The sequence below is a fragment of the Myxococcus sp. NMCA1 genome (assembly GCF_026810205.1).
GTDB classification, from domain to species: Bacteria; Myxococcota; Myxococcia; order Myxococcales; family Myxococcaceae; genus Myxococcus; species Myxococcus xanthus_A.
Genome location: NZ_CP113950.1, coordinates 1,882,989 through 1,908,623, shown reverse-complemented (window position 1 = coordinate 1,908,623; position 25,635 = coordinate 1,882,989). Strand labels below are relative to the sequence as shown.

Annotated in this window: 21 protein-coding genes; 9 read left to right on the top strand and 12 right to left on the bottom strand. The window is 68.8% G+C overall.

Going from position 1 to position 25,635, the window contains the following annotated elements:
* Nucleotides 1-456: 456 nt before the first annotated feature.
* From OZ403_RS08105 to OZ403_RS08090, 4 genes are all read left to right on the top strand, one after another.
* Nucleotides 457-1,905, top strand: a complete 1,449-nt coding sequence (locus OZ403_RS08105; protein WP_268783843.1) for a right-handed parallel beta-helix repeat-containing protein — start codon at nucleotides 457-459, stop codon at nucleotides 1,903-1,905.
* A 413-nt stretch (nucleotides 1,906-2,318) separates the two neighbouring features.
* The gene (locus OZ403_RS08100; RefSeq protein WP_268783842.1) at nucleotides 2,319-4,232 is read left to right on the top strand and encodes a glycosyl hydrolase family 18 protein; all 1,914 of its coding nucleotides are present in this window, start codon (nucleotides 2,319-2,321) and stop codon (nucleotides 4,230-4,232) included.
* 352 nt (nucleotides 4,233-4,584) lie between these two features.
* A complete protein-coding gene (locus OZ403_RS08095; RefSeq protein WP_140797594.1) occupies nucleotides 4,585-6,546 on the top strand; it encodes a hypothetical protein in 1,962 nt (653 codons plus the stop codon).
* A gap of 154 nt (nucleotides 6,547-6,700) precedes the next feature.
* Nucleotides 6,701-7,195, top strand: coding sequence for a hypothetical protein (locus OZ403_RS08090; protein ID WP_442929763.1), 495 nt, complete (start codon nucleotides 6,701-6,703; stop codon nucleotides 7,193-7,195).
* A 279-nt stretch (nucleotides 7,196-7,474) separates the two neighbouring features.
* On the opposite strand, the gene OZ403_RS08085 is transcribed toward OZ403_RS08090, so the two are convergent.
* A complete protein-coding gene (locus OZ403_RS08085; RefSeq protein WP_140788777.1) occupies nucleotides 7,475-8,086 on the bottom strand; it encodes a hypothetical protein in 612 nt (203 codons plus the stop codon).
* Nucleotides 8,087-8,147: 61 nt separating this feature from the next.
* Here OZ403_RS08085 and OZ403_RS08080 point away from each other — a divergent pair, with 61 nt between their 5' ends.
* A complete protein-coding gene (locus OZ403_RS08080) occupies nucleotides 8,148-8,801 on the top strand; it encodes a hypothetical protein (protein ID WP_268783840.1) in 654 nt (217 codons plus the stop codon).
* Nucleotides 8,802-8,855: 54 nt separating this feature from the next.
* Here the strand turns inward: OZ403_RS08080 and OZ403_RS08075 are convergent, their stop codons facing one another.
* The 3 genes from OZ403_RS08075 to OZ403_RS08065 form a co-directional block, all read right to left on the bottom strand.
* Nucleotides 8,856-10,277 (bottom strand): M16 family metallopeptidase, encoded by a 1,422-nt coding sequence (locus OZ403_RS08075; RefSeq protein WP_140788773.1) that lies wholly within the window; start codon nucleotides 10,275-10,277, stop codon nucleotides 8,856-8,858.
* A 12-nt stretch (nucleotides 10,278-10,289) separates the two neighbouring features.
* The gene (locus OZ403_RS08070) at nucleotides 10,290-11,726 is read right to left on the bottom strand and encodes a M16 family metallopeptidase (protein WP_268783839.1); all 1,437 of its coding nucleotides are present in this window, start codon (nucleotides 11,724-11,726) and stop codon (nucleotides 10,290-10,292) included.
* A gap of 127 nt (nucleotides 11,727-11,853) precedes the next feature.
* Complete coding sequence (locus OZ403_RS08065) at nucleotides 11,854-12,477, bottom strand: hypothetical protein (protein ID WP_237080225.1); 624 nt, start codon at nucleotides 12,475-12,477, stop codon at nucleotides 11,854-11,856.
* A 278-nt stretch (nucleotides 12,478-12,755) separates the two neighbouring features.
* On the opposite strand from OZ403_RS08065, the gene OZ403_RS08060 reads away from it, so the two are divergent.
* Both OZ403_RS08060 and OZ403_RS08055 read left to right on the top strand, forming a co-directional pair.
* A complete protein-coding gene (locus OZ403_RS08060; RefSeq protein ID WP_002639318.1) occupies nucleotides 12,756-12,974 on the top strand; it encodes a hypothetical protein in 219 nt (72 codons plus the stop codon).
* Complete coding sequence (locus tag OZ403_RS08055; protein WP_140853377.1) at nucleotides 12,971-13,864, top strand: hypothetical protein; 894 nt, start codon at nucleotides 12,971-12,973, stop codon at nucleotides 13,862-13,864. The genes OZ403_RS08060 and OZ403_RS08055 overlap by 4 nt, the downstream gene beginning before the upstream one ends.
* Nucleotides 13,865-13,880: 16 nt before the next feature.
* Here the strand turns inward: OZ403_RS08055 and OZ403_RS08050 are convergent, their stop codons facing one another.
* Nucleotides 13,881-16,295, bottom strand: a complete 2,415-nt coding sequence (locus OZ403_RS08050; RefSeq protein ID WP_268783838.1) for a DNA polymerase domain-containing protein — start codon at nucleotides 16,293-16,295, stop codon at nucleotides 13,881-13,883.
* 151 nt (nucleotides 16,296-16,446) lie between these two features.
* On the opposite strand from OZ403_RS08050, the gene OZ403_RS08045 reads away from it, so the two are divergent.
* Entirely contained in the window at nucleotides 16,447-17,091 is a 645-nt protein-coding gene (locus tag OZ403_RS08045; RefSeq protein WP_140796373.1) for a helix-turn-helix transcriptional regulator, read from the top strand.
* A gap of 138 nt (nucleotides 17,092-17,229) precedes the next feature.
* On the opposite strand, the gene OZ403_RS08040 is transcribed toward OZ403_RS08045, so the two are convergent.
* The 4 genes from OZ403_RS08040 to OZ403_RS08025 form a co-directional block, all read right to left on the bottom strand.
* On the bottom strand, nucleotides 17,230-17,412 hold the full coding sequence (locus OZ403_RS08040) for a hypothetical protein (protein WP_140788765.1): 183 nt from the start codon (nucleotides 17,410-17,412) through the stop codon (nucleotides 17,230-17,232).
* Nucleotides 17,413-17,487: 75 nt separating this feature from the next.
* Nucleotides 17,488-17,694 carry a cold-shock protein gene (locus OZ403_RS08035; RefSeq protein WP_140788763.1) on the bottom strand — a complete coding sequence of 69 codons (207 nt, stop codon included), beginning with the start codon at nucleotides 17,692-17,694 and terminating at the stop codon, nucleotides 17,488-17,490.
* Nucleotides 17,695-18,045: 351 nt separating this feature from the next.
* Nucleotides 18,046-18,690 (bottom strand): hypothetical protein, encoded by a 645-nt coding sequence (locus OZ403_RS08030; protein WP_140797589.1) that lies wholly within the window; start codon nucleotides 18,688-18,690, stop codon nucleotides 18,046-18,048.
* 168 nt (nucleotides 18,691-18,858) lie between these two features.
* Nucleotides 18,859-20,178 (bottom strand): metallopeptidase TldD-related protein, encoded by a 1,320-nt coding sequence (locus tag OZ403_RS08025; protein WP_140853374.1) that lies wholly within the window; start codon nucleotides 20,176-20,178, stop codon nucleotides 18,859-18,861.
* A 112-nt stretch (nucleotides 20,179-20,290) separates the two neighbouring features.
* Here OZ403_RS08025 and OZ403_RS08020 point away from each other — a divergent pair, with 112 nt between their 5' ends.
* Nucleotides 20,291-21,571, top strand: a complete 1,281-nt coding sequence (locus OZ403_RS08020; RefSeq protein WP_268783837.1) for a TldD/PmbA family protein — start codon at nucleotides 20,291-20,293, stop codon at nucleotides 21,569-21,571.
* A 4-nt stretch (nucleotides 21,572-21,575) separates the two neighbouring features.
* Here OZ403_RS08020 and OZ403_RS08015 read toward each other — a convergent pair whose 3' ends face one another.
* The 3 genes from OZ403_RS08015 to OZ403_RS08005 form a co-directional block, all read right to left on the bottom strand.
* The gene (locus OZ403_RS08015) at nucleotides 21,576-22,664 is read right to left on the bottom strand and encodes a hypothetical protein (protein WP_140788755.1); all 1,089 of its coding nucleotides are present in this window, start codon (nucleotides 22,662-22,664) and stop codon (nucleotides 21,576-21,578) included.
* Between the two features lie 11 nt (nucleotides 22,665-22,675).
* A complete protein-coding gene (locus OZ403_RS08010) occupies nucleotides 22,676-24,574 on the bottom strand; it encodes a hypothetical protein (RefSeq protein ID WP_140853371.1) in 1,899 nt (632 codons plus the stop codon).
* A 75-nt stretch (nucleotides 24,575-24,649) separates the two neighbouring features.
* Nucleotides 24,650-25,615 carry a c-type cytochrome gene (locus OZ403_RS08005; RefSeq protein WP_268783836.1) on the bottom strand — a complete coding sequence of 322 codons (966 nt, stop codon included), beginning with the start codon at nucleotides 25,613-25,615 and terminating at the stop codon, nucleotides 24,650-24,652.
* Nucleotides 25,616-25,635: the final 20 nt, after the last annotated feature.

Sequence of the window (25,635 nt, the reverse complement as noted above, 5' to 3'; positions counted from 1 at the left end):
TCCATGCAACGCGTCAGCGGACCTTCCGGCGAGCCCCCCTCCAGGGCATCCTTCCCGTTGACTGCGCGACGTGGACACTGGCGCCACCGCGTCAAGCGTTGCCGGGCTCCTGTCCCCCATGCCCATGCGGCCTGGCCGAGAGACACGCCCCCAGCGCCACGCCCCCAGCGCCACGCCCTGGCCCGGCGCACGGGGCATCATCCTACCTTCTCCTCCCCGCATTCCGTTGCCCCCCAATCACATCCACCCCCATCTGGACATCTCACCAGGACCCGAGCAGGGGGGACTGTCCACATCCAGCACCACCGCCATCCGTGGAGTCCATATTGCGCTGCACAACTTCACACTATCGATTCCTTCTCACCGAGCACCCGCTCGGAGAGAGGAAACTGTATGAGTCGAAATCGATGGCGATGTTTCGGAAGCCTCCTGGTTGGAACCCTTGCACTGGCAGTCGTGGGGTGCTCGGGCGAGGAACCCAGTCACGAAGAGGTCCACAGCAGCCCGACTGAGGACATCCACACAGCAGCGCTGAGCACGGCGTCTCCCCAAGAGGGCTTCCAGGACGCCACATGCGGGTACATTCCCTGCCCTGTCATCCAGAACGGAAACGTTCTGACGCTGGCGGGCACCTGCGCCACCTACTCCACCCTGCTCATTCCGGATGGGTACGTCCTGGATGGGGCGGGGCACTTCGTTATCGCGCTGGACCCGCCAGGAAGCCACTTCACCGGTCCCATCGCGCGCAACTGCGGCAGCAGCGCGTTCTACGTCAATCTCAGGCTCATGATGATGAATCTTTCAAACGTCTGCGACGCGGGCGACGACACACTCGCCGGGATTCGGTTCGACAATGCTTCCGGCTCCGTCATCAGCACTCAGATCTTCAACATCCGGCAGGGAGACGGAACCGGAGGCTGCCAGGAGGGTGTTGGCGTCTTGATTCGCAATCAGGACTCCCTGGGCCCGATTCAGTTCGTCGGTGTGCAGAACAGCCTCCTGCTGGGCTACCAGAAGGCCGGAGTCGTGGCGACTGGCAACGTCTCGGTGAACATCACCGCGAACCGGTTCGTGGGTTCGGGGCCCATTGGCAATATCGCCCAGTCAGGAGTCCAGGTCGGGTTGGGCGCCACCGGCCAGATCGTCAACAACAGCATCTCCGGGCATTCCTACACCGGCGACGGCGTGGCAAACGGCATCCTCGTCTACGGGGGGGCGCTGTACGGAGGCCCGTTGTCCTCGAACATCATCATTCAAGGCAACCAACTGTTCAACAACGACATCGGCGTCTACCTGTCCCAGGGCGACGAGAATGAAAACCCTCCGGCGGTGCAGACGCGCATCCAGGTCGTGGACAACCTGATCCACTTCGACGGTGTGACGAATGGCTACGTCTACCAGGCCGGTATCTCGGACCTGGGTACGGCCAATGTCATTCACTCCAACATCATCACCGGCGCGGGGTATGACCCGGCCACCCTCCCCGGCTCCACCTTCGCCGTGGATGTGCTCGCGGGTCCCGCCGCGAGTCTTGCCTTCCTCACGCCGCCGCGGCAGGTCCCCGTGGGACTCTGCTCCGGCCCGCTCATCGTCCAGACCCAGGATTCGAGCGGAAACCTGGCCGTCGCCTCCACGACGACCTTCAACATCACTTCAGCGGGCCCTGCCTCCCCCGGCATCCAGTTCTACGCGGACTCCGCTTGCGCGGGTCCCGCGGTGACGACGCTCGACCTGGCGAACCCCCAGGCCCAGGGCCGCTTCTACTTCCGGGCCACCACGCCGGGCAGCGTCACCGTCTTCGTCTATAATTCGAGCTGGACACAAGGCCAGACGCAACTGGTCTTCATCCCCCTGAAATCGGCGCCACCGCTCGCCGTCGCCCCACGGATGGAGCCGCAACACTGACGTGATGCCCGGGTGGCCAGACGGCTCGCCCACGCTCTGGCCACCCGGGCCGCCGGCAGCAATAGACATACAAATACAACTCACCATCAATACATCCCGGAACGAGGCGACCGCGCCTGACCCTGTTCGAAAGCAGTGGCTGCGCCGGGCCGACTGAGGGAATGTCACCGCCTCCCTGGTCCCGGAAGGCGCCCCTTGGCGCTCGGATGCAGAGTCCGAGACATCCCCCAGACAAACACATTTCGACTGTTGCATTGAAAGTCATTGAGGCGACCTTGGGGAGGGCTTTGCCATGAAGGGCTCCTCACCCAGGTTGCCCGAGGCCCGTCAATCTCAGCCAGGCAATGGAGCCGTGTAGCACGGCTCGCCGTGTATGAGCGAGGAATTCCAACGGGCCTCGACAGGAGAAGCGAATGAACCGGTTGGTCGTATGGTGGGTTTCATGGACGGCCTTGGTCCTGGCTTCTGGCGGCAGCGCGGCTTGGGCCGCCCAGGCGGAAGCAAGGCCTCCCGCGGCAGTGGTTGACCGGGATGAAGGCGTTCCCCCCGAGCGGGTCTCCGTCACGACGAATTGGATCTACCGCGACGCCATGGAAGCACCGTGGCAGGACTACTCCTGGGCCCCCCACTCCCTCACCAACACATCCCCCGTCGCGGCGGGGCGCTACTCCATCTCCGTGACGATGCGCTCCAGAGAGGCGCTGTATTTCAATACATCGCCGCTCACCTCGAACGCGGGGATGACGCTCACCCTGAGCGTGCATGGCGGGACGTCCGGCAACAACGCGGTGGTGCTGGCCCGGGCCGTGGTGAACGGCGGCATCACGCCCGGTACCGAGCTGGGGCCCTACTGCACCGGAGGCCGTATCCGCGCCAATACCTGGACGACGTGCACCGTTCCCATCTCCGTCCTGGCGCCGCAGGGGGCACGACTGACGGGCCTGGTGCTCCAGGAAGGCCAGGGATTGAGCCTGCCCACGCTCTACTTCGACGAGCTGGGCGTGCGCATGGCCGAGCCGCCTCCGCCGGTGGGAGTGGCCATCAACCCCTCCTCCGCCACGGTTCCGGCCGGGGGGACGCAGGCCTTCACGGCCACGGTGACGGGCAGCACCAACACGGCGGTGACGTGGTCCGTGCAGGAGGGCGCGGCAGGAGGCACCATCACCCAGGCGGGCCTGTACACCGCCCCGTCCACCGCGGGGACGTACCGCGTGGTGGCGACGAGCCAGGCCGCCCCCACGAAGTCGGCGGTGGCCACCGTCACCGTCCAGAGCGCGCCGCCGCCGAGCGGCAAGTGGGTGTCGGGCTACTACACCGGCTGGAACTCGGACCTGTACCCGCCGGAGAAGGTGGACTTCTCCGCGCTCACGCACATCCTCGTCGGCCGCGTCACTCCCAATCCGGATGGGACGGTGAACACCCAGTTCGACAACTCGAACGGCCCGGCCATCGCGCGGACGCTGTCCACGCGGGCGCACGCGGCCGGACGCAAGGCCATCATCATGGTGGGCGGCGCAGGTGAGCACGACGGCTGGGTGGGCGCGGCGTCCAACGCGAATCGCGCCCGGTTCGTCCAGAACCTGCTCAACGCGGTGGATACCTTTGGCTATGACGGCCTGGACCTCAACTGGGAGCCGGTGGAACAGGTGGACAAGCCGGCGTTGCTCGCGCTGATACAGGCGCTGCGCGCGGCCCGGCCGCAGATGCTGCTCACCATGCCCATCGGATGGGTCAACAGCAACTTCCCCGAGGATGCGGACCCGTGGTTCACCAACCTGGTCCCCCACCTGGACCAGATGAACGTGATGACCTACGAGATGACGGGCCCCTGGGGCGGCTGGTTGTCCTGGTACACCTCCGCGCTCACGGGAGAGTCGGGCAACCACCCCACGTCTGTGTCCGCCAGCCTCAGCGCCTGGGCCAACGCGGGCATCCCCAAGAGCAAGCTGGGCATGGGCATCCCGTTCTATGGCATGGCGTGGCGGAACATCACCGGCCCGTATCAGCCGTACACGGACTGGTCCGACTACGTGGGCAGCGACAATTCCTTCACATACAGCAAGATTCTCCAGCTGTCGGCGACGGGCGTCTACCACTGGGACGAAGCGGCGAAGGCCAGCTACGTCACCTTCGACGTCCCCGTGGAGGACGGCACGGTGCGGTGGATTTCGTATGACTCACCGCAAGCCATTGCCGCCAAGGGCGCCTTCGCCCATGACAACGGCTACGGAGGCACCATCATCTGGACCATCAACCAGGGATGCACCAATCCGCAGACCGGCGCCAATCCGCTGCTCGACGCGGTGAAGGGCGCCTTCCTGCCATGACCAGATGAAGGCAAGGGACCGCGCTGTGCACGCAGCGCGTCCCATGACTCCACGAGAAATGCCCTCCCTGGGGTGTCAAAACGCCCCCGGTGAGAAGCGACGACCACTGCCGGCACGCGGCGCGGGCATTGACCAGACACCATCGCACCTGTTCCCGGGGGCGCGAGCGCCGTGCTCGCCTGCCCCCGCGACGGGGACGCGAATCTTCCCACCGACACCTTTGGAGCGGCACTCCGATTGCTCATGGCCGCCCACGATGGATGCGTGACTGCCTACAGCGGGCATCACGAGGTCCAGGGCAGGCCGTGGCGGCACATGGGGGCAGACAGTGATGCGTTACGGGTGGAAGGCAATGGCGGGCGCAGTGGGCATGTGGGTCGTCACGGGGTGCGGCGCCGCGCCACAGCCCGAGGACATGGAGCTCGAGCAGGCAGGTGCGGACTCGCAGGCGGAGCCCCTGGGGGCGGACCTGCCCAGGGTTCCGATGGAGAAGGACGCCGCGTGGGAGCTGGACATGTACCCCATGACGGGCGCGGGCGGCCTGTCCCCCCTGAGCCTGGTGAAGTTCTGGACCTACGAGCGCTTCATCATCAACGGTGACAAGGGTATCTGGACCCGTCCCGAGTTGGAGCGGAAGCTGCTGGCGAAGGCGGAGGTGGACGAGTGCTTCTCCTCCATTGGCGGCCCCATCAGCCAGCCGCCCTGCGAGCCGGGCACGCAGCCCAAGCGCAACCAGGCCTACGTCTGGGGGTTGGCCAAGGCGGACAAGTCCCTGTATTTCGGAACGGTGGCCAACACGCTGTGCCTGGTGCAGCAGGGCTTCCTCGGCTTCACCACGCCCGAGCAGAACCCCTACTGGGTATGCGAGTTCGGCGACAGCCAATCCGGCACGGGTGACTTCCGCCCGCCGAACCTGCAGCGCTACGACCTCCGCAACCACGAGCTCACCTCCCTCAACGAAAGCCTTCCGGGTTGGGCGGAGCTGCTGCGGCGCACCACCTTGGGCCTGCGCTCCGCGGGCGCGGAGAACGGCGTCGTCTTCCTGGCGGGTCCCAGCGTCATCTCGGGCATCAACCTGTTCGCGTTCGATTCGGAGACGGGAGGCTTCCTCGGGGCGAAGAACATCCCGCAGTACAACAACATCCGCGAGTGGGTGAACGTCCGCGGGGCGCTCTACACGGGCGTGGCGTACAGCGACGTGCAGGGCAACTCGCCGGGCGGCGCCGTCCTCCGGTGGCGTGGCTGGAAGTCCAGCAACCCCGCGGTCCTCTTCAACTTCGAGGTCGTGGGCAAGACGGACGCGGAGGTGGCCAACCTGGTGGAGCACGCCGGCCGCATCTACGTGACGACGTGGCCCACCTTCAACACCGGCAGCGCCCGGTCGCCGCAGACGGCGCGCTTCGCCGGCGTGTGGCGCAGCCCCCGCCTGGAGCACCACGGGCTGAATGACAGGGACGCCCGCAAGTGGGACAAGGTCTGGGACATCCGCGACTACGAGCCGGACCTGCTGGCCGCGGCCGTCACGGGCGGCGGCGCGGTGGCGTCATTTGAAGGCCGGCTCTACTGGGGCACGATGCACGTCCCCTTCCTGGCCACGTCGGTGGCGCTGGGCGCGCATGCCGCGGGCCTGGTGGACCTGGACGCGGACGGCGACGGCAGCCTCGGCTGGCTCGAGCTGCTGAACACCGCGCTGGGAACCCACCGCTCCACGTCCGTCTTCCAGAGCGACGAGCTGGGCAACGAGGACGAGAAGGTGCGCGTGATTTACGGCGAGAAGTACTTGCCCACCTATTCGCGCTACGCGAAGGGCTACACCATCGAATTCGACGCGGCCCACCGCAACCGCCTGAAGAACCCCGACCCGCGCTGGGGCTCCTCCGGCCTGGGGAACTTCTTCAACGCCTACACCTGGGCGTTCAACGTCTACAACAATGACTTGTACCTGGGCACGTTCGACTGGAGCCAGCTGGCGCTCGTGGGACTGCAAGAGGCCATTGGCAACGGCCCCCTGCCGCCCATGGCCCCGCCCGAGCTCGCCGCCGACGTCAGCTCCGTCGAGGACGCGCGCCGGGCCCACCATGACTACCTCCGGCTGCTCAACATCGCGCTGCCGAAGCCAGGGGCGGACCTCTTCCGCTTCGGGAACCGCAACAAGAGCGCGGTGGCGGAGTCCCTGAGGGGCCTGGGCAATGACACGAATTACGGCGTTCGCACGCTGGTGAGCGACAAGAAGGCGCTCTACGTCGGCACCGCGAACCCGATGAATCTCCATCCGGACGGCGGCTGGGAGCTCCTCCAGCTGAAGAAGGACTGAGGCGGCCCTCCCCCGGCCGAGGCCCAGGCCTACAAAGTCTGGGCTTCGGCCGGGGTGCCAGGAATGGAGAATTCCTATCAGATTGCAGTCAAAACTCCGTGTCGGCCCATGGGGAGTGGATTCGCGAACGTGGAGGAAGGGCTAAATAGGCCGCATGACCCTCTCCTCCCCGTTTTCCATTGCCGCCCTGAGTCTGTCTTTCCTTGCACCAATGTCCGCCCTGGCGTCCGGGACCACCGTCGCCAACTCGTATGTGGACGTCTCCGCCTACCTGACGTCGGAGGCGGACATCGAGGCGTGGTACCAGCTCCGGGCCTCCCTGAAGCAGAACTTCGATGACATCTGTGGCGACACGTTCTGCGAGGGCGAATACAGCAACATCGAGTTACTGCGCTTCCGCTGTTCCGTGAATGCCCTGACGGGCCGGATTGGCCAGTGCGTCTGGGTGTTCGCCGCCAGCAACGAGGAAGTCGACCCGGCGACGGGCGCGGTGACGGTGGATGCGCGGACCTGGGCCTGCCAGGTGCCTGTCGCCCCGCGCACCACGATTCAGCAGTTCCTGATGGCGCTCGCGGGCACGTCGCCGCTCTACGCCACGCTGCCGCGCACCCAGACCACCCTCTACGAAGGCCTGGGCAACTGCCTCTGAGTCACGGCGACGCGGAGTCCAAGGGCGCCCCCTTCACGAAGGGGCGCTCACGAGCGCATCTGAAATCGTCGATGACGGTGACGATGTGCGTCGAGAAGTCCCGGAAGTGCTTGGCGTGATTCGTGCCCAGCAACCGAGGAAGCCCGAAGGTCTCGTCGTGGTTGTAGGCGACGACACCGAGCTCTCACTCGACGTCTTCGCCATGCGAACTCCAACCACGGACCAGGACGAGCCCTGGTGCGCGCACGGTAGTGCGTTGCCACGCGCAGTCCATGGCGCTCAACGCAGCAGCGGCCGCTTGCGAAGAAGCCGCTTCGCGACATCTTCGTAGGACCAGCTTCCGTCCTGGCTCACCACGTCCGCGCTCAGCAGCTTCGCCAGCTCCGGACCGATGACACTGCTGTGTCCGTCCAGGCGGTGGTCCGCCCGCACGTCATCCACGGCATCGAAGCGGTCATCCGCCACGACGATTCTCGCCTTCAGGGCATCCGCGTAGGTCGAGTAGTCGTTGTAGTAGGTCCACGCCACCTCCTGCACGGTGATGGGGCCCAGCGACACCAGCTCGCCGTGGAAGAGCAGGTTCTTCGCGGAGAGCGCGCCGCCCGTGAAGAGCAGCGCATAGTCGAAGCCCTCGTGGATGATGCTGCCCTCCACCTCCAGGTCACCCGCGACGAGCAGCCGGGACTGGTCCTCCAGGACGAGGTTCCCCTTCACCACGACGCGTGACGCTTCCAGGACGCGGTCATCACCCTCGGAGAGCTTCAGGTCTCCGGACACCACCTCCGTGGCACCGGAGTTCGTCAGCTTCGCCTTGAGCGCGGCCCGCTTCGCCATGGTGCCACAGGGCGTGTGGAGCGAGCCTTTCTTGAGCAAATCATCGAGCAGGGACATGGCCGCGCATCAAGGCACGGTGCACCTGGACTCTCAATGCTCCAGACCTAGGCTGCGGCCCATGCACGAGCAAGCGCTGCAATCGCGTTACCGGGAGTTGCTGGAGAGCGTGGAAGCCTGGGCGAAGGGGTTTGGCGGAAGGCTCGTCCTGGGCCCTCCCGTACCGGACGAAGACATCGACCTGGTGCCGGAGCTGCTCGGCATCCCGTCGTCCAACGGAAGGCCCGTGCTGCCCGCGGGGCTCCGCGAATTCTGGCGGCGCTGCGCCTTCGCGCGCGTCGAGTTCCGCGACTGGGATGATGGCGGCGCCTGGACGCCCCTGCCCGCCAACTTCCGGGTGTACTCACCGGACGAGGTGCTGGAAGAGACGCGCTGGGTCCGCATTCCCGCGGACGTGGCGCAGGGCAACCGCCTCCTGTCCACCACGCACCTCTACGCGCTCGCGGCTTGTGACGTGCTGCCCCGGGATGCGCAGTGGTGTGTCGCGGCGAGCGGAGGTGCGTTGACGGCGCCCGCCATCGTCCTCAACCACATGGGCGACCTGACGTGGGCCCAGTTCCAGGACTCGGGGCAGTTCGTCTGGGCCGAACGGCAGACGGCCCACGGCGCCACCTTCACGACGTTTCTGGACTGGTTCGAGCACTACGTCCGGCACACGTGCCAGCTCGCCCCCGAGTCACTCTACCCGGACGGCGTCACGGCCCGCCCCGGGTAGGGACAACAGGGGAAGAAGGCGGAGGCCCAGGTGTGGCCCCCGCCCTCCCGGGACTTACTTCAGCGCGGGGGACACGACCTTCAGCTGCGGCGCCACCACCTTCTGGTCGCCCACGACGATGAAGGTCATCGCCTCACGCGCCAGCATCTTCGCGGCCAGTTGCTGCACCTGCTCCGGCGTGACGGCCATCACCGACTGCACGTAGTTCTGCAGATACGAATCCGGCAGGCCGTGCAGGTCCACGAAGCGGAGCTGGTTGATGATGCCGCCGCGCGACGAGTTCTGGAGCAGGAAGGAGCCCGCCAGGTAGCTCTGGACTGCGCTCAGCTCGTCGGCGGGCGGCGGCGTCTTGCGCAGGGTGGCCACCTCCTTGAGGATTTCCTTCAGCGACTCGCCCGTGACGGCCGTCGTCACGTCCGCGTTCTGCACCCAGTAGGCATCCTCCAGGTGCGTGGACACGTCGCTGTAGGGCGAATACGTGTAGCCCTTCGCCTCGCGGATGTTCGCGGTGATGCGCGAGCTGAAGTAGCCGCCGAGCAGCGTGTTCAGCACCGTCTGTTTGACGTAGTCCGGGCTGGAGGGCGGCAGGCCCTTCACCGCCACGCGCACCGTGGACTGCACCGAGCCGGGGCGGTCGATGAACTGGACCGCCTTCGCCACCTTCTGCTTGGGCACGTTCTGGAGCCGCGCCGGGCCGGCCTTCCAGCCGGTGAACGCGGCCCGGATGGCCTTCTCCACCGACGCCGACTCGAACCGGCCGACGACGTACAGCCGCGCCCGGGCCGCGCCGATGTTGGCGTCGTAGTGCGCGCGGACGGCCTCCGGCGTGTAGCCCTTGAGCTGCGCCTCCGGCGGGAAGTAGCGGCCATACGGGTGGTCACCGTAGAGCGACTGGAGCAGCCGCTCGTCGGCGAGCGTGCCCGGCCGGCTCTTGTAGATGGCCATCTCCCGCACGAGGTCTCCCTTGACGCGCTCGACCTCCGCCGGCGGGAAGGCCGGGTTCTGGATGACGTCCGCGATGAGGGCCACGGCGTCCGGCGCCGACTCGGAGAGGACCTCCAGGCCGACGAAGGTCTGGTCCATCGTCGTGCCGATGTTGAGCGAACCACCCAGCTGCGCGGCCGCCTGGGCAATCTGCTCCGCGGAACGGGTGGTGGTGCCCTCCGACAGCAGCTTGCCGGTCAGGTCCGCCAGCCACGTCTCCGTGGCCTTCTCGTGGATGTTGCCGGTGTCGATGGCCAGCTGGATGGCGACCTTCGGCATGTCGCCGTAGGGCAGCAGCGAGACTTCCAGCCCGTTGTCGAGCTTGAACTCCGTGCGGACGGGGACCTTGAAGGGCTTGGGCGCGGCGGCGGCCGGAGGCGCTTCCTTGGTGGGCGCCGGGGCGGGAGCGGCCGCGAAGGCAGGCGTGGACAGCATCCCGAGCACCATCAGCGCGGGCGCGACAAGGCGGGTGCGAATTGAGTGCGTGGTCATGGGTGCGTGTCCTCAGGGGGCCTGCGTCTTGGTGGCGGTCGCCGCGGCGGGCGTCACCGTCAACACGGTGCGGTTCTCACGGCGCAGATACTCCTTCGCCGTCTTCTGGATGAGCTCCGGCGTCACCTTCATCAGCTCCGTCTCCAGCCGGTTGATGCGCGCCGGGTCATCGAAGAAGAGCGCGAAGGACGCCAGCAGGTCCGCCCGGCCGAAGCCGAGGAAGCCCTCCAGCTGGCCATACAGCCGCGAGCGCGCCTTCACCCGCGCCCGCTCCAGCGTCGCCGCGTCGATGGGCTGGCTCTGCAGCTGCGCCACCACGCCGTCGATCTCCGCGAGGAGGGTCTCCGTCGTCGTGTCCGCGTCATGGAACAAGTACGCGGTCCACTGCATGGGGCCGTTGTAGTTCCAGTGGTTGCCCAGCTGGTTCACCCCGCCGGAGACCTCACCCGTCAGGCCCTTCTTCTGCACGAGCTGCTGGTAGAGCGCGCTGTCGTTGCCGCGCAGGAGGACCTCGTCGACCAGCGCCATGGCGAAGTACTCGGGCGTCCCCACGTCGGGCATGTGGTAGCCCACCGCGAGCGCCGGACGCTGGGCCAGCTTGTCCTGCTTGTCGTGGCGCTTCTCCTTCGTCTGGCGGGGCTCGGAGATGTCCGGCTTCGACGGCTGCGCCACGCTGGGCAGCGGCCCGAAGTACTTTTGAATCCAGCCCTTCACCTGCTCCGGCTCGAAGTCACCGACGATGACCAGCGCGGCGTTGCTGGGCGCGTAGTACGTCTTGAAGAAGGCGCGCACGTCCTCCAGCGAGGCGGCCTCCAGGTCCTTCAAGTCGCCGTAGAAGTTGTGGGCGTTGTACCAGTTGCTGTTCGCCACCTGCGGCATGTCCAGCCACGGGAAGCCGCCATAGGGCTGGTTGAGGACGTTGACCTTCACCTCGTTCATCACCACGCCCTGCTGGTTCTTCAGGTTCTCCTCCGTCACGTCGAGCCCGCGCATGCGGTCGGCCTCGGCCCAGAGGATGGGCTCCAGCGTGTTGGAGGGGACGACCTCGAAGTAGTTGGTGAAGTCGAAGCGGGTGGAGCCGTTGAGCACGCCGCCGTTCTTCTGGATGAGGCGGATGAACTCCATCTTCCCGAGGTTCGTCGAGCCCTGGAACATCATGTGCTCGAACAGGTGCGCGAACCCGGTGCGGTCCTTCGGCTCGATGCGGAAGCCGATGTTGTAATAGACGGCGACGACGGCCTTGGGCGCCGAGCTGTCGCGCGAGAGGACCACCTTCAAGCCGTTGTCGAGCTTGTAGTAATCCACGGGAACCTGAAGCTTCGGCTGTTCGGCGGGAGCTTCCACCTTCGCCGCTTCGACGGCGGGCGGTGTCTCCGGCTTCTGGGCTTCCTGCGTGGTCGCGCAGCCGGTGAACGCGGCCAGTGCTACCGCTCCGAATACTTTCCTCATCGGACCTCCCCTGGATGACCTGGCATCTCGTCGAATGACGGAGCCACTACGGCGCTGTGCGCCTCCCGATTGCCAAAGATTCAGGGTCCCGGCAACCCGAACGCACCGCAAGGGAAGATCTGTTGTCCTATGTCACGAGGAATGGCGCAGCGCAGTAGGGGCAAACCACCTTGTCCCCCGGCTGGACGGCCTCCGCGCTCACGGGGGCATCACACGAAGGACAACGGCGGGCGACATTCTTCCCCCGCTCCAAAGCTTCGCGGTGGAGGTAAACGCGCGAGTCGGCGAGGTAGACGAGGTCCACCTCGTGACGGGCGATGAGCGTGGTGAGCATCGCCGCGACCTCCTCCTCCGGGAGCCGGAGCTGCGAGGCCACGTCACTGACGCGGATGCGCGTCTGCGCGCGGATGAAGCCCAGCAACTGCTCGCGGCGGCGCGCGGTCCGGAAGGGAGACAGCCCCTTCTTCCACGCGAAGCGGCCCACGGCGACGAACACCGCCGCTATCAGCAGGATGCCCACGCCATCCGCGGTCGTCTTTCCCTCGTCCGGCGAGACGCTTTGCACGGCGCCCACCATCACGCCCAGCGCGCCGACGAAGCCGATGTTCGCCCCCCACAGGGCCAGCAGGGCCCCCAGCCCCATCTTGAGCCAGTCCCAGTATCTCCGCGGCGCGGGCGCTCGAACGGCATGCGGACGGGGGACGGCTGTCACGGAGGGCGACGGGGCATCGCGAAGGTGTGGGGCGTTCATGGGTTCTCGCGAAACGAGCCGGCGCATTCTAGGGGTCGACCCCGGCGCGTCACCTCCGGGAAAAACAGTCAGCACGACAGCTCCCGCCCGCCGGGCCCGGCTCAACTCCATGCTCTCAAAGAAAAACCTGTATAACGAGAGGGAATCCGCATGGCCAGACAGGGTGTGCCCCTCGTGTGCGGGCTGGAATCTGCCTACGCTCCAGGTTTCCACCAGGAGGTGGCGCGATTCTACCTTCGTCCTCCCAGACCTCCCTCGCCGGCTGGCACGACACGCTCGTGCGACACCTGGAACCGCTCCTCGGCGGGTTCACCGCGAAGATGGCCATCCAGACCGCCGCCCTGCGGACCCTCAAGCGGCCCCCCGAGCAGCTCAAGCGAGAAGACCTTCCGCAGCTGCTCGAAGGCCTCAAGCCCATGCTGAACACCTTCATCGGCGCCCTGCACGCGAAGGTCATCCTCGCGGAGATTTCCGCATCCTTGGAGAAGCTGCGATGAGCGCTCATTCGACGGGCCGTGCGGCCGGAAGCATCGTGCCCTGGTTCGGCGCGGTGCTCGTGCTCCAGTTGGCGCACGCCTTCGCGGCGGCCTCCGCGCTGGACGCGCCGCGTTCGCTCTCGCTCGTGCATGACATCGCCGGCTGGGGCAGCGGCGTGCTGGCCGTGCTCGGGACGCTGGCGGCGGCCCGTTCGTTCGCCCAGGGTGACTACCTGCGCAAGGTGTGGGGCGGCCTGGCCGCGGGCGCGCTCCTGTCGCTGGTCAGCACCGCGCTGCGCAGCTACTGGCTCCACGCGGTGCCGGACGTGCCCTTCACACAGTCACCGCTGCTGCCCGTCCGCATGCTGGTCGTCGTGCTGGCGAACATCAGCACGACGTACGCGCTCATCCTGCTGGCGATGACGTACCGGCAGTCCGGACTCCAGCCGCCGTCCAGCTTCCGCTCCAACGCGCTGTGGGTGGGGACGGCCGTGGCCGCGCTGGCCGTGGGCGTGCCCGTGCTGGCCACCGAGGTCCGCCACCTGGGCACGGACGCCATCAGCACCATGTCCGCCGTCATCAGCCTGGCGTCGACGCTGGCCGACATGACGACCATCCTGCTGGTGGCCCCCATCCTGGGCGTCGCGTACATGCTGCGCGGCGGACGGCTGGCCTGGGTGTGGTGGGCCATGGGCATCTCCGGCGCCATGTGGCTCTTCTACGACGCCCGCGGGTGGCTGGCGCCCCTGCTGCCCGGAGACGCGGCGCAGAACGCGGAGCTGCTCCGCACGCTGCGCACGTCGGGCCTGGTGCTCCTGGGGCTCGCGGGCTGGCTGCAGCGCACCGCCCTGGCGCCGCAGCAGTCCCCCGCGGCCGAGTCCTCCGCCCAGACGCACGCCGGCATGTCCTGAGCCGTCCCGCGCGCGGCTACGCCCCTTCCAGCGCGGCCGCCGGCTCCGTCAGCACCGTGAGGATGGGCTTCGCGTCCTCGAGCGAGGGCGCGAAGAGGGAGGGCTGGCCGGGGTCGTCGAACACCGTCCGGAAGTCCTCCGGCGTCAGCGCGCGCACCAGCCGCGCGGCGAACGTCTCACGCAGGAGCCGCACGTAGTACTCCACGTCGTAGTCGCGCGGGTCCTCCTCCCGCGACAGGGGCCGCGCCGTGCCCGGGTCATCCGCCTCCGGAATGGGGAGCAGGCCCGCCCGGCCTCCCACTGCGCGGTAGACGCGGACCTGCTCACCCAAAGGCCATTCCTTCCGGCCGCTGGCCAGCATGGCCTCGTAGGGGAGCTCGCGCCTGCGGGGACGGAGGGCGAGGTACTGGGCGCCCGACTTCGTCAGGCGGACGTGCGCGCAGACCTCCGGCGTGGGCAGCTCCCGGCGGCGCAGGGCCATCACCGTCGCGACGTACACCTCACGCACGCCCGGGATGTCTCCCGCCAGGAGACAGCGCAGCGCGCGGCGCAGGAAGGCCTCGCCGAAGGGCTCCGCGCGGCTGGAGCGGAAGGCCACGCCCCGGAGCACCAGCGGTCCGTCATACGGCTGGAGCGCGTAGTTCTTCGGTTCGTGCGACAGCATGGCGGCGTAGCGCCCGTCGAACTCCAGCTGCACCCGGGGCGGGAGCAGCGCGGCGACCTCCGAGACGACCCGGCGCTCATCGGCTTCCCGCCAGTCCTCCGGGACGGCGAAGTACACGCCGTCCGTGTCCGCCTCCAGCAGCGTGACGCCCCGGCGGGCCAGCTCCCGGCAGAGGAGGCCCAGCACCGCCCGGCCCTGGCGCGTCACCTCGTTGGCCGCGTGCACGTCCGAGAAGCGCGTGAGCCCCACCGCGCCCAGATAGCCGTAGGCGGAGTTGACGACGATTTTCATCGCCGCCGACAGCGCCTCGTTCGTGAAGCGCTCCTGCGAGCCAGGCGCCGCGGCACGCGCCCTGCCCTTCGCCGCCAGCCGCTGGTCCACCAGGCGGTCCACCAACGCCAGCAGCACGCCCAGCCTGTCCCGCTTGGGGCCAATCCGGTACTGGCGCATCAGGGAGGGATAGAGGCTGGCGACGTCCGCCTTCACGATGCGCCGGGCCACGCCCGAGGCGAACAGGTGGAGCGCCGCGCCGCTGTGCGACGTGCCATCCCCCTCTTGGTGCGCGGGCAGCGCCGCGCCCTCCCGGAGATAGGCCCGGACGAGCAGCGGGTCCAACACGCCGGTGGCCGGCCCCGCGTCCGCCAGCCGCTCGTAGCGGCGGGGCGCCATGCGCGCGAGCGCGAAGGCCGCGCCCCCGAGCAGCCTCGCGAGGCCGCCCGCCTCCGTCACGTCATCACGCGCATAGCGCCGCACGCGCGCCGGGTCCGTGCGGAAGACGTCGTACACGCGGGCACCGGGGATGTGCTCGCGCTCGGGCCCCGCCAGGCCCAGGTGCTTCGCGACGGCCTTGAGGCCATGGCCCGGCAAATCCCGCGTGGAGAAGTCATGCCGCAGCACCGCGTCCAGCGTGTCGATGAACTCACGGCCGGGCACGGTGTAGCGCGCGCGGCGCATCGCATCCGGAGGCGCGCCGGGCACGGGCCGTCCCAGCGAGGCCCCCCTGGCGGACGGGCGGTGCCGCAAGCCCGGTGCCCCCGCGCGGCCCAGCGCCAATGACACCCCCAGGTGCCTGGCTCGCCGCGCGAGGAACGGCAGGTCGAAGCCGTGCAGGTTGTGGTTCTCGATGACGTCGGGGTCCCAGGCGCGCACGCGCTCCGCCAGGTGGTAGAGCAGGTCCGCCTCCGCCGAGTCGTCATCCCCCTGGGCTTCGAGCGTCTCCGTCGCACCGTCCGGGCCTCGCAGCGCCACCAGGAAGACGCGGTGGTGCGCCGGGTCCAACCCGGTGGTCTCCAGGTCGAACTGCATGCGGCGCAGCGCATCGAAGGCGAGGTCGCGGAAGTACGTGCGGCCCGACATCGTGAGGTATTGCTCCTCCGGAGGCAGCGCGAGCACCGTGTTCGCGCCCAGCTCCTTCAGGTGACTCACCGGCTGGCCCAGGCGGCGTGACGCGCCTTCCAGCACCGCGCTGGTGAGCGCGCGGCCGTCGTCCCCGCGGACCAGGTAGCGCAGCGCTCCAGGCCCTTCGAGTTCCTGCCACGTCACCCGGTAGCGCGCGGGGCCATCCGACTCCGGACGCAGCCGAGGCCCCAGGTGCGCCAGGTCCTCCAGGGACGCGAGCAGCAGCCACGGACGGAAGCGCACGTCCTCGCGAAGCAGCTCCCCCGTCTTCGGGACGCGGCGCCAGACGAAGGCGCGGCCGTCGGGCTCCGCCCACACGGAGACGATGCCCGGCGTGGGGTCCCAGCCCCAGAGCCACTCGTCCTCCATGGAGTCCCTCCGGGCGGAAGTGCCGCGAACGCGCGCGATGCAAGCCGCTCGCGGCGTGGGATGCAAGGCACGTTGCTCCAGGGACATCACGTCATCTTGAGGGAGAGGTGTGACAGTGGTATGTCAGGTTTCCTCTCCATGCTCCATCTCCATGCAGCGCACCGAGCGTCTCTTCGCCCTCGCCGAATACCTCCGGGGCCGCCGTACCGGTGTCACCGCGGAAGTCCTCGCCGAGCGGTTCGGCGTCACGGTGCGAACCATCTACCGGGACCTGGATTCGCTGCGCGCCTCGTCGATGCCGGTGTCCGCCGAGCGCGGCCGTGGCGGTGGCTACGCGTTGGATCGCAGCTACAGCCTGCCGCCGGTGAACTTCACCGCGCGCGAGGCGGCGCTCGTCGTCGCGCTGGGGCGCTTCGCCATCGACATGCGGCTGATGCCCTTCGCGGGCACGCTGGAGTCCGCGCTGGACAAGGTGCGCGCGGCGCTCTCCACCTCCGCCCAGCGCGAGCTGCTCACCCGGCTGAGGGAGTTGGCGTTCATCGGCGTGCCGTCACTGCCGAGCAAGAAGCCCGTCCGTGAAGCGTTGGAGCGAGCGTGGTTCGAGCAGCAGCCGTTGCGCATCACCTACGTCGACAGCAACTTCCTGGAGACGGTCCGCGACGTGCGGGTGATGTCCGTCATCATGAACCGGCACGAGACACGCGTCGACGGGGAGGACCTCACCACCGGGGAGCGCCGCCACTTCCGCCTGGACCACATCACCCGCGCCGAGGTGCTGCGCGCCACCGGGCCGTGAAGGCCGCACAGGAGCGCTGGCTGCGTTGACGTGAGGGGAAGTGGATACTGCGTCCTCCCGGGGGCGTGGGCGCCGTCCCGGAAGGTTGCCCTGGGCACCACTGACCACGTGGCAAGCCCAGGCGGCACGATATTGGGCTCAAATCTCCAGCGGCGGCTGGGGACCGGGAATGATGTCCGCGATATCGGGGTCGACCTCACCCGGCTGGCGCGGCCCGCGCTCGGACTTCTCCTTCTTGCGCTCCTCGCGCTTCGCGTTCTTCTCCTGCTGGTGCTGCTTGCGCGCCTGCTCTTTCTGGCGCTTCGTGGATCTTCCTTGCATGGAGCCTCCCTCGCTGAAAACAAAAGCCCGGCCTCGCAGTGAGGAGACCGGGCTGATGGTGCTGAGCCTGAGCTCTCAGCCGACTACGCGGACGTTCTCGGCCTGAAGGCCCTTGGGGCCCTTCCGGGTCTCGAACTCCACCTTCTGGCCTTCGGCCAGGCTACGGAAGCCATCCGTCTGGATAGCGGTGTGGTGGCAGAACACGTCGGCCCCACCGTCGTCCTGGGCGATAAAGCCAAAGCCCTTCGCGTCGTTGAACCATTTCACGGTGCCAGTTGCCATGTTTCTTCTTCTTTCTGCGTGCGGCGCGAGGCCGCGGCCCGTCCCATAGAGCGAGACAGGCAGCCTCTAGCCTGTCGAGGGGCCAATGTCGAATGTGGAAGGCCCCGAATCTCCACCGGCTGTTCGCCGCGTGAAGGAAACGTGGCGTAGAACCGAAGAATTCCAGCCCCTTGACTCGTGGTACCACGCCCCGAAAATCGTCTGACGCCCCTTCAACGCCGGACGTTCCTTCAATCTGGGGGTGCCCGCGGCCCCTGGGGAGCGCCCTGGAGGGCACATTCCTGGACGCCACTGGCCCCCCGCCCTCCCGGAACGAGGAGCAGCCGGGGGCTGACTTCCTGGCCTGGCCCGCTAGGCGCCGGGGGGCGTGCGCGGAAGTTCCGTGCCAAACACCACCTGGAGCAGGTCCATGAGCCCGGGCCAGGCCTCGGCGGCCAGCCACAGGCCCTCGGACTGATGCTCGGCGGTCATGGCCAGGGAGGCCGAGTCGAACAGCCGGGCGGGCAGCACGCCCTCTTCGGGCAACGGCCCTTCCACCTGTAACACCTGACCGTCCCAACGAATGCCGGGAGGAAGCAGTCGCTCCGCCAACACCCGCATCGCGGCCCGGCCCGCCCCCGCGCGGAGCACGCCCATCATCAGCGACGAAGCCGTGCGGGACTCCTCCAGCTCCACCACGCCCGGCGTCTTCAACCACAGCCGGTAGCGCCCGGAGGCCATCTCCACGCGCTCCAGCGCCGTCTCCACGCGCAGCTTCCAGCCGTGCACGGAGAAGCGGACGTCATAGACGTTCTCCCGCGCGGACCACTCCCGCAGCTCGAAGTTCTTCAGCCGGGCGAGCAGCTGGCGCACCACGGTCTCCACGCGCGCATGCGACAGGCGCACCCGCCTGCGGCTCACGTCCACCGCCATGTCGTTGGAGAGCGCGGTCGGCAATCGCTTCGCCCACTCCCGCGCCCCTTCCAGCATCTTCGCCGCCAGCGACTGACCCGACATCCGTGTCCTCCCGTGACGCCGCCTCCCTGGGCCCTGGGGCCTCGTACCGGCGGCCCAGCGTCGTGCGCGCAGCATGCACTGGATTCGGGGCCAGCGCGCGTCCTGCCCGCTGGGCAGACAGCCTGGCGTCGCCTGGCTGGTACTGCTCCGCCCCCGGGGGCGTGGACATCACCTGGCCGCCTGCCCTCCCTGGGCACCCGACAGCAGGGGCGGGAAGACGAGCGTCGGCGTGCCACAGCCCTCGGCGGTGGGGAAGAAGGTCAGGTCCGTCCCCACGCCGCGCAGCGCGCGGAAGGTTTCCAGCACGGGGAGCTCCAATTCCACCGGAGCGATGCGGCGCACACGACGGCCGTCGCGAACCTCCCAACCACCCGCCACCAACGTGACGGTGCCGGGACGCGGCATGGTGGTGAAGGTCTCCACGCGTGCGATGAGCTCCGTGTAGTGCGCGGGGAGCGGGTCGGCCCTGGGCATGACGAACGGGTTGAGGGCGTTGGGCGTGGGGCCCGCGAGCATCGAACGCAGCGCCCGTCCGTTGGAGACGCCACCCAACCTCGGCGCCGTGGACGCGGTGTGGAGGAAGCCACTCAGCCGGCCTTCGTCCACCAGCCGCACCGGGTGCATCGGCATTCCCTCGTCGTCCAAGGCACGCCGGCGTGTGCCTTGCGGATGGGCCGCGTCATCCTCGAGCCCAAGTACCGACGGGAACAGCTTGCGTCCCAGGGCACGCGCGAGCGCGGGCGTCGCCGCGGCCACGTCTCCCCGAAGCATCCACACGAGCCCCGCCACCAGGGGCGCCGCCACGGCGGGGCGCAACACGAGCGGCAGCGCGGGGTCCACCGCGTCCACGGGGCCTTCCAGCGCATCGAAGGCCTCCGCGAGGCGGGAGCGGAGTGCCTCCAGGGCGTGCGCGCCTTGCCCCGCCCCCAGCGCCACCGCGTCCACCACCGCGCCCCGCTCCGTCTCGCAGCGCACGAAGACTTCCTCGCGCGATTCCACGTGCGCCCGGGATGCACCTGCGAGCACGTGGGCCGTCCATGTCTCGGACTGGCTGAGCACCAGCGCCTGGACAATGCCCGTCCGTGGCACCACCGTGCTCGACACGCGCGCTGCCCAGGCCTGGGCCCGCACCCGTGAGAGCGCTGGCAACGCCACAGGGGAAGAGGCCGCCCCCGGCGCCAGCGGCTCCGGCAACGCGCCAGCCATGGGCGCCGCAGCGGCAGCGCCCTCCAGCAACGAGGACAGCTCGCCGGGGGCGCCGACATGGCGCGAGCTCATGCCCACGCCGTCCACGCGTTGCACCCGCGCGCTCGCCCACAGCGACTCGCCGGTGCTCGTGGTGAAGGCACCCGTGCGCGCTTCGAGTTCCAGATTGAGGCGTCGCTCCGCGGACAAGAAGAGCTCGCCCTTCACGGCCGCCGAACAAGCGGCGTCCCTCAACGCAACCAGGTCCACGCCCGCGCACGTGCGCTCATCGACTCCAGGCATCCGAGGATCCACCGTGCTCACGAGTACTTCGCATCATGCCTCATGCCGGAGCGCGCGGTGACCGCGGCGTCCCTGGCGGTTGGTGATAGGATTCCCAGGAGGAGACACCTGCATGGCGGACTGGTTCTTGGAGCGGCGTGAGGTGCGCGATTCCGTCCACGTCCGCTCGGGGCTCCGCCTCCAGGCGCCTCTGACCGAAAAGGGTTGGGCCTCGTGCCGGAGCCTTGCCGGCGGCGTGGAGTGGCGGTGGGCGGACCTGCCAGGCGACAAGGTGCCCCCCGGCGAACTGCCCTCGGAGGTCGCGGCACGCGGTGAGTCCTTGCTCGCTCCGCCCCCCCTGCGCTCCGCACCGGACGAAGCCGTGGAAGCGGCGCTCCTCCACTTGGTGGAGACAGCTCGCGCCGCGGGGGCCTCGCACCTGGAGATTCTGCTGCGCGAGGTGGACCGAGGGGCCCTGTTCCACGGACACGACCGCCAGACGGAGGACCGGCAGCGACACGCCCTGCTGGAGCTCAAGGCCTTCCACACGGAAGGCGGCACCAGCGTGGACGCCTGGCGGTGCTCGGCCTTCCCGGATACGGACCAGCTGCTGGCGGACCTGCCAGCACTGTCCGCGCGGGTGGAAGCCATGGTGCGAGCGCTGCGAGAGAGCGCGCCCGTGCAGCCCTGCCCCACGGGCGCGTTGCCCATCGTGTTCCCTCCCGGGGCCGCGTCCGCGTGCTTCTTCCACGAGGTGTGTGGCCATCCACTGGAAGGCGATGTCGTCGCACGCGGAGGCTCCTACCTGGCGCACCGGCGGGGCCAGCGCGTCGCGGGTGAGCACGTCTCCGTGTCCGATGACCCGACGGATGCGCACGGCGCGCTCACCTTCGCCTGGGATGACGAAGGCCATGCCGCCAGGCCCGTCCCGCTGCTGCGCGGGGGAATTGTCGGCACGCCGCTGGTGGACACCCGAAGCGCCGCGGTGCTGGGGCTGGGCTGCAATGGCCACGGCCGCCGCGTCAGCTACCGGCATCCGCCCCTGGCCCGCATGGGCCACACCCGGGTGGAGCCTCACCAGGGCCGGCTGGAGACGCTGATGGCGGACGTGCCCCACGGGCTGTTGGTGCAGCACCTCACGCCCCGGCACATGAACCTACTGTCGGGCGACTTCAGCTTCTACGTGGTGGAGGCCCGCGAGATTCGCGACGGCCACCTGGGGCGCCGTGTCTCGCCGGGAATCCTGCGCGGCAATGGCCTGGAGGCCCTGGCAGCCATCGACGCGGTGGGCGAGGACGTGAGCAACCTCTTCGCCACGCGAGGCTGCCGGAAGCTGGACCATGGCCCGCTGCCCGTGTCCTTCGGACAGCCCTCCATTCGCTTCCGGCAGCTCTACGTGGAGCCCTGGCGCTAGGCCGTCACCGGCACATCCAGCCCAGGTCCGGCTCGGGCACCGGCTCCGCGTCCGGGTCGAACGGCGGCGTCACGGACGGAACGGCGAGCACCCGGGCGAAGCCCACGCCGGGTTCGGGCGTCAGCGTGAGCGGCGGGACGTTCCAGGGCCGGATGCGGAAGGGGCTCTCTTCCTCCGGAGGGCTGGTGCCCTCGTCCACGAAGCTCACCGTCACCGGCTCGGTGGTGCCCGGCGGCAGGACGACGGCGAAGTAGCCCAGTGAGCTCGTCGCCTCGGGCGTGGCGAAGTAGCCCAGGGGGGACTGGCCCGGGAACAGGCCCGGCGGCGCCCACTCGATGGCGTAGAGCGAGCCCGCCGACGTCTCCGCCGCGATGCTGTCCGCGGGGATGTTGAACAGGTCGAACGCCTCGCTCGGCGCGTACACCCAGACGAGCGCCACCCCACCCGTCCGCGTGGGGTCCACGAGGTCCGCGGGCGTGGTGGGGATGCCCATGTCCGTGCGCAGCGTCGCCACCGCGGCCAGCGCGCCCGCGTCACCCACCACGCCGGCCACCTGCACGAGGCAGGACGAAGGCCCCGCCGTGAAGGGGCGCAGCGTCGACGTGGGGTAGTAGGTCGCCTCGGGGATGGGTTCGAAGGGGGGCGCGGGGAACATCTGCGGCGCGCCCATCACCAGGCCTTCCAGCGGCGGCTCCACCTTCAGCTTGTACGCCGTCTCGTTGCCCGACGGCACGCCGCGCACCTGCCAGAGGCCGTTGGGCGCCACCGGCCCGCTGGAGTCCAGCGACACCCCGTCACGCACGACGCTCACCCGCGCGCCCACCGGCGCGGAGCGGAACACGTAGGGAATGTTCTCGAACAGGAAGGGCGGCGGAGGCGGCATCTCCGGGTCCATCACCGGGAACGTCGCCATCGAGAAGAAGAACGCCTCCGGGTCGAAGGCGATGCCCGACACGGTGGTCTTCGCCTCCGGCAAGTCCGTGTATGCGTCGTCGGGGGTGGACGTGGGCGGGCCGTCGCTGCCCGAACATCCACCGGAGAACGCCAAGGCAAGGCTGGAGGTGACTGCGAAAGCCCTCAGGGAGGTCTTCATGGCGGTCGTTCTCACTGGGGCGGAAGGATGTGCTGCATGGGCGGCGTCTCTGCGTGGCAGGCGTTGGCGCAGTTGCCATACGCGTTCGGCGTCACGTGCATCTCCGCGAAGTACAGGTCGTAGTACTCCGTGCCGTGCGACTGCACGTGGCAGCCGTTGCAGGACATGAGGCTGGGCCGCAGCGTGCTCTCACGCGTCAGGTGGCACAGGGTGCAGTCCGCGCGGTTCTGCGAGTACTTGCGGGAGGAGGCGTGGATGCGGTGGACGATGTCCGACACCTGCCCCACGGCCTGCTCGAAGTGGCACGTCTTGCAGAGCTCCACGTGGTCCACGGCCATGCCGTGGTGCACGTTGGACAGGGAGTTGGTCCCGTTGTGGCACACCTGGCAGTTGCCGATGCGCTCCGGATAGGTCGTCTTCTGCTCCTGGCCCACCTGGAAGAAGAAGGGATCCAGCCGGTTGAGACGCTCGCCCATGTAGCTGCGGTGGCCCTTGAGGACGATGGCATAGGTACCGGGCTTCGCGTCCGGAGGCAGCGCGACGGCGTAGCGGGCGGGCGGCTGTGAGTCCGCGTAGCCAGGGAGGATGGACGGCAGGCCGGGCTCCACGAAGAAGCGCGGTTCGCTCGTGCCGGGATAGGAGAAGTACGGCAGTTGGTAGGTGCCGTTGGCCACGCGGAGGTCCTGCAGCGGCCCCACCACCTTGAAACCGGACTCCGAGCTGCTCGTGTCCCGGTAGGTGAAGATCATGAAGTCGTTGAAGTAGGCGAGCCCGTTGGAGTCGCCGTTTACGTACTCGTTGTAGGTGGGTAGCAGGTCGCGCGAGTGCAGGCCGTTGCCGTCGCCGTCACGCAGCGACACCATGAAGTCCACCGTCTCACCCGGCATGTAGTAGCGGCCGTTCTGCGGCGTGCGGATGCGCACGGCCTGCTCCAGTCCGAAACCACAGGGCACCTGCTCGTCCGTCGCGAGCCCATCCGGCCCCAGCCGGAAGCAGGTGGCTGGACGCTCCTGCTCCGGGACGAAGGTCACCGGGAAGTAGAAGGGCGCTTCGGGCATCAGGCTCCAGGTGACGCGAATGGCGCCGTCCCCGGAGATGTCAGGCATGGTGATGGACTTGAACGGGTTGGTGGCGTTGGCCACCGAGACCTTCACCACCGTCTGGTAGATGGGGTCGACGCCGGGCGGCTGCGGTTCCGGATCATCCGGGAAGCGGGGCCGCGCCAGCCCGTCCACGGCCCAGCTCACGCGCGTGCGGCCGGTGGTGGCGTTCTCCGCGAGGAAGTCCCGGCGCAGGTAGGTCTGCGACGCGCGCGCGTTGCCATCCGAGTCCAGCACCTCCACCAGGAAGGAGTCATTGTTGGAAATCATCCACGCGGCGTTCTCGAAGTACGTCTCGCGCTGGAAGGCGCCGCTGCCCCGGTCCCGCCAGGTCTCCTGGCCGATGGTCAGCCCGCTCCAGTCGAGCGACTTGAACCGCGACTGCCGGCGGGCCCAGGTCGCGGGCGCCTGCCGGTTGTTGAATTCGGTGTGCTGGCCGAAGACGGTGTCCACCAGCGTGATTTCACGCAGGAAGTAGATGGTGCCCGGCGTGACGTTGAAGCGCGCGAAGGGCGGCATGGGCGGACCCAGCGGGGCACCGTCATTCAGCCGCGTGCAGACGTCTGGATACGCGCCTTCCGGCAGGTTCACGTCTCCTCGCGCCACCGGCTCGCCATTGGGGAGGATGGCGCAGCCATTGAAGGCCAGGAGGCTGAGGGAGATGGCACCGGAGGCCGAGCTCGAATACGGGTCGAAGGCCCTCGCGCCACGACCACGCGTCCCCTCCGCGTCAGAGATGTCGAGCAGGTTGCAGCCCGAACCGAGCGCCCAGGAGGACAGGCATAAGAGAAGTGCGAAAGGCTTTTTCATGAGGGGGCGGAGCGACGACGCGGGGGAACAGGGTCTCGCAGTCTAGCGGGCATCCCGAGTTGGAACCAAAAAGCGTCACGGTGCTTCGGCGGCACGGGCAGGCACCGCGGCGGGCACCGTCCGGAGGTAACGGTACATGGCCCGCAGGTCCTCCTGGGACAGCCCGGCGTAGAAGCCCCAGGGCATGACGAGCTTGTTGACCTGCCCCTGGGCGCTGGGCGCCGGGGCCAGGTCGCGGAAGGCCGTGAAGCGGGCGATGAACGCCTCTTCGCTCAGGGTGTGCAGTCCCTGCGCGTGGGGTGTGAGGTTCGACGCGACCTCCGGCGCGTAGGGCGTGGGCATGGGACGGCCTCCAGCGAAGGGCGTGCCCGCCTCATCCATGCCCGCGTGACATGCGGCGCACTGCGCCACCTGCGTGAGATAGCGGCCCCGGGCGACAGGGTCATCCGCGGGGGGCGGCACGGGCCCCGGCAGGGCCGAGGCGAGCCCATCGAGCGCGTTCATCATCTCCTCGGGCAGGCTCGAACGAGCCACGACCTTGGACGACGCGGGCACCTGACGAAGCCACGCGACGACCGCCTTCGCGTCGTCGTCCGACAGCTCGCGGTAGAAGAGGTACGGCATCATCGGCACCAGTACCCGGCCGTCACGGCCAAAGCCCTCGCGCAGGGCCCGCAGCAGCTCCGCGTCCGTCCACTTGCCGATGCCGTGCTCGGGGTCGGAGGTGATGTTGGGCGAGCAGACGCGCCCCGGCAGCCCCCACTGCTCGTCCTGGCACGCGCCCGACAGCGGGGCGCCCTGGACCGGCCCCCCGTAACGCGTCCAGTCCCGCTCCGAGTGACAGGCGCCGCACGCCAGCACGTTCTCCACCAGGTAGCGGCCTCGCTCCAGCCGCTGTGCCTCCGGGCTCTTGGGCGCGTCACCCTGCGTGCGCACGGCGTCTTGCCGCGGCGCGGCGGGAGGCCTGGCCTCCTGGGGGGCTTCCGCGCGCGGCTTGCAGGCACACAACCCCAGCGCCAAGGCCAGGACGAGGAGTCTCACGATGTCTTGCCTCCCCGGGC